This window comes from Dokdonella sp., from assembly GCF_049593775.1.
GTDB lineage: Bacteria > Pseudomonadota > Gammaproteobacteria > Xanthomonadales > Rhodanobacteraceae > Dokdonella.
On record NZ_JBAWHJ010000421.1, the window covers coordinates 1 to 4,244 of the forward strand.

Below are 4,244 nucleotides of genomic sequence, written 5' to 3' on the forward strand. Positions count from 1 at the left end.
CCGAAGGAAGTCCCCTTTTCGGGACGGCTGAAGCCGCTTCCTGCAGGGAAGCTCGGAGGATGACCTGTGCATCACGCGGCCTCCCGCTTGCTGGTTTTCTTTGGGCATGTAGGCGTGTTGGCGTGAGTCATTTCGATGAGGACTTTCTTCATGTCCCAGGCGCCGGTCGGGCAGCGTTCGGCGCAGAGGCCGCAGTGCAGGCAGACATCTTCGTCCTTGACCATGACGCGGGAGGTTTTCAACGGGCCGGAAACGTAGAGATCTTGCAGCAGGTTGAGGGCCGGCGCGGTGAGTTTCTTGCGCAGCTCGTCTTCCTCGGCGTTGCCGGTGAAGCTGATGCAATCCATCGGGCAGATGTCGACGCAGGCGTCGCATTCGATGCAGGCCTCGTCGGCGAAGACGGTCTGGATGTCGCAGTTGAGGCAGCGCTGGGCTTCCTTCCATGCCGTTGCGGCGTTGAAGCCGAGTTCGACTTCGGTGCTCATGCTTTTGATGGCTTCTTCGAACGGTACCAGCGGCACCTTGAAGCGTTCGTCGCCGGAGATGTCGTTGTCGTAGCTCCACTCGTGGATGCCCATCTTCTGCGAGAGCACTTTCACTTCGGGTGGCGGGCGGTCGGCAGTGGATTCGCCTGAGAGCAGTCGATCGATCGAGATTGCCGCTTCATGACCGTGGGCGACGGCCCAGATGATGTTCTTCGGACCGAATGCTGCATCGCCGCCGAACAATACATGCGGCAGGCTCGATTGATGGGTGGCTTCGTCGACGACGGGCATGTCCCATTCGTTGAATTCGATGCCGAGGTCGCGCTCGATCCAGGGGAAGGCGTTCTCTTGGCCGACGGCGACGAGGACTTCATCGCAATCGAAATGCTGGTCGGGCTCGCCGGTCGGGATCAACTTGCGGCGGCCGCGCTCGTCGAACTCGGCGCGAACCTTTTCGAAGGTCATGCCGGTGAGTTTGCCGTTATCGTGCACGAAAGCCTTGGGCACGAGGAAGTTGAGGATCGGGATGCCTTCGTGGGCGGCGTCCTCCTTTTCCCAGGGCGAGGCCTTCATTTCGTCGAAGCCCGAACGGACGATGACTTTCACGTCATCGCCGCCGAGGCGACGCGCCGAGCGGCAGCAATCCATGGCGGTATTGCCGCCACCGAGCACGATGACGCGCTTGCCGATTTCCTTGACGTGGCCGAAGTAGACCGATGACAGCCAGTCGATGCCGATATGGATATTCGCGGCGGCTTCGTCAGAACCTGGCAACTTCAGGGCGCGACCACGCGGGGCGCCGGAGCCGACGAAGACGGCGTCGTAGTTCTTGTCGAGCATGGAACGCATCGAATCGATGCGCTGCCCGCCTTTCAGTTCGACGCCGAGATCGAGGATGTAGCCGACTTCTTCATCGATGACTGATTCGGGCAGCCGGAAGCGTGGCACCTGGGTGCGCATGAAGCCGCCGCCCTTCTGGTCGGCTTCATAGATGGTGATCTCGTAGCCAAGCGGGGCGAGGTCGCGGGCGACGGTCAGCGATGCCGGACCGGCGCCAATACAGGCGATGCGCTTGCCGTTTTTCTTCGTGGCGGGTTTCGGCATGCGTGCCTTGACCTCGCCCTTGTTGTCGGCGGCGACGCGCTTGAGCCGGCAGATGGCGACCGGCTCGGGCTTTTCGCCGTTGTTTTCCTCGACACGACCGCGCCGGCAGGCCGGTTCGCAGGGTCGGTCGCAGGTGCGCCCGAGGATGCCGGGGAATACGTTTGACTCCCAATTGACCATATAGGCATCGGCGTAGCGCCCTGCCGCGATCAGTCGGATGTATTCGGGGACTGGAGTGTGGGCCGGACAGGCCCATTGGCAATCGACGACTTTATGGAAGTACTTCGGTTCACTGATGTCGGTGGGTTGCACCTTGGTCCCTCGCTGCGACAGGCCGGATCCCCCGGCGAATCGGGGCGCTCCACTCGATGTGGAGGTCCCGTGACACGGCTGAACCGGAGTCTAGACACGGTGCCGCCGGGAATGAAAGACACGGCGCACAATTAGGGGATTCGGGAGACGGGATTCGGGATCCATAAAAAGCGGATTCTCGGCTGGTGTGGGGTGGGCGCAGGGTTGGATAGTTCGCGTTTGCCGAACCCTCGGCAGCCGTTCAAGACGCTGTTCTACCTCCTCCATCCATGGAGTCGTCACCCCAGCCTCATCCGAGGGGAAAGGGAGTTTTGCGGGCGTTGGCATGGCGATGTTGGGGTTCGCTTTGCTCACCACCAACCTACGGGGTCGCTAGGAGAAAGGAGGGAGTCCGAGACGCGGGGTCGTAGGTTGGTGGTGAATGAATGTGAACCCCAACGGCTTCGGCGTGCCGGTGCGAGGAAGGTCATTTCGACGGGGAGCCTGACGAATCTGCTGGTGCTGGCCCGCAACGATCGGCATGGCGCTGTTGGGGTTCGCTTTGCTCACCGCCAACCTGCGGGGTACATGACCGTTGGCACGCTGGTCCTCGCGGGCGCATGGGGCGAGAATGAAGGTTCAGCTTTTGCCCAGGGGTCACCATGCAACGAATTGCCATCACCTGCCTAGCCTTCGTGTGCTCGGGCTTTATCGCCGCCAGCGTCCAGGCTGGTCCACGCATCTTCGAACCCATGGACGTTTTCGGACTGCAATGGGTAGACAACCCGCAAATCTCGCCGGACGGTCGCCAGATCGTGTTCGAGCGCAAGGGTTTCGATGTCATGAAGGATCGCAAGCAATCCGGCCTGTGGCGGATCGACAGCGATGGCAAGAACCTGCGTCCGCTTGCTGCCTCCGGCTATGGCGCTGCGTGGTCGCCGGACGGGCGCCGCATGGCCTTCGTCGCCAGCGACAGCGGCAAATCGCAGATCCAGATGCATTGGTTCGACTCCGGGCAGACAGCACGCATCACCGATCTGACCGAATCGCCGAGGAACCTGAGCTGGTCACCGGATGGCCGCTGGCTTGCCTTCAGCATGCGGGTGCGAGCCGAGCAGGCACCGCTGGCGAAAATGCCGACTCCGCCGAAGGGCGCCGAGTGGGCTGCGCCGGTCAAGGTGCTCGATAGCGTCATCTACCGGGTCGATGGCGGTGGCTATGTCGATCCTGGCTATTCGCACGTATTTGTCGTTTCCAGCAATGGCGGCGCGGCCCGCCAGCTGACCAGCGGCAAGCACAACTTCAACAGCCAGCCGACCTGGACTGCAGACGGAAGCGCCGTGATCGTCTCGGCCAACCTCAGCGACAATTGGGAATACGAGCCAGCAGACAGCGAGCTGTATCGGGTTGCTGTCAGCGACGGCTCGGTCACCCGGCTGACCGAGCGCAAGGGTCCGGATTTCCACGCAATCCTGTCGCCCGACGGAAAGAAACTGGCCTGGCTCGGCTTTGACGACAAACGCCATCCGTATCAGGCAACCCGCATCTACGTCGGCAGCGCCAATGCAGGCGACTCCCGTTCGCTGACCGACGGCTTCGATTTCAATGTCGATGCGATCGCCTGGGATGGAAATCGTGGGCTCTGGTTGCAGTTCGACGACCACGGCAAGACCCGGCTTGGCTGGATTTCCGTAAATGGCGGCAAGGTCGATCGCATCGTCGATGACCTGGGCGGAACCGAAATCGGGCGTCCCTACACCTCAGCCAACTTCTCGGCCTCGGGCGGGCGCGTCGCCTATACGCAGGGCGGCATGGAAAGCCTGGCAAACCTCGCTGTCGTGGAGCGCTCGGGCAAAGCACGCACACTGAGCGACCTCGATGCCAACCTGCTCGAGCACATCACGCTGGGCAAGATGGAGGCGATCACGGTGAAGTCATCGTTTGATGGCCGTGACATTCAAGCCTGGATCGTGCGTCCACCCAATTTCGATCCGAGCAAGAAATATCCCATGCTGCTGGAGATCCATGGCGGGCCATTCGCCGCCTACGGCCCGCATTTCGCACCGGAAATCCAGCTCTACGCAGCAGCCGGCTATGTCGTGGTCTACGCCAATCCGCGCGGCAGCACCAGCTACGGCACCGAGTTCGCCAACCTCATCGAGAACGCCTACCCAAGCCAGGATTACGATGATCTGATGAGCGTCGTGGATGCCACCATTGCACGCGGATCGATCGATACCGAAAACCTGTTCGTGACCGGCGGCAGCGGTGGTGGCTGCCTGACGGCATGGATCGTCGGCCATACCGATCGCTTCCGGGCCGCGGTATCGGCAAAGCCGGTGATCAACTGGTATAGCTTCATTC

Annotated in this window: 2 protein-coding genes; one reads left to right on the forward strand and one right to left on the reverse strand. The window is 61.8% G+C overall.

Annotation, left to right across the window (positions count from 1 at the left end; translation table 11 throughout):
- Window positions 1-71 precede the first annotated feature (71 nt).
- A complete protein-coding gene (locus WBP53_RS14560) occupies window positions 72-1,901 on the reverse strand; it encodes an FAD-dependent oxidoreductase (RefSeq protein WP_423930170.1) in 1,830 nt (609 codons plus the stop codon).
- Between the two features lie 641 nt (window positions 1,902-2,542).
- Between WBP53_RS14560 and WBP53_RS14565 the strand changes: the two genes are divergently transcribed.
- Window positions 2,543-4,244, forward strand: a 1,702-nt coding sequence (locus tag WBP53_RS14565; RefSeq protein ID WP_423930172.1) for a S9 family peptidase, incomplete at its 3' end; no start/stop codon positions are given.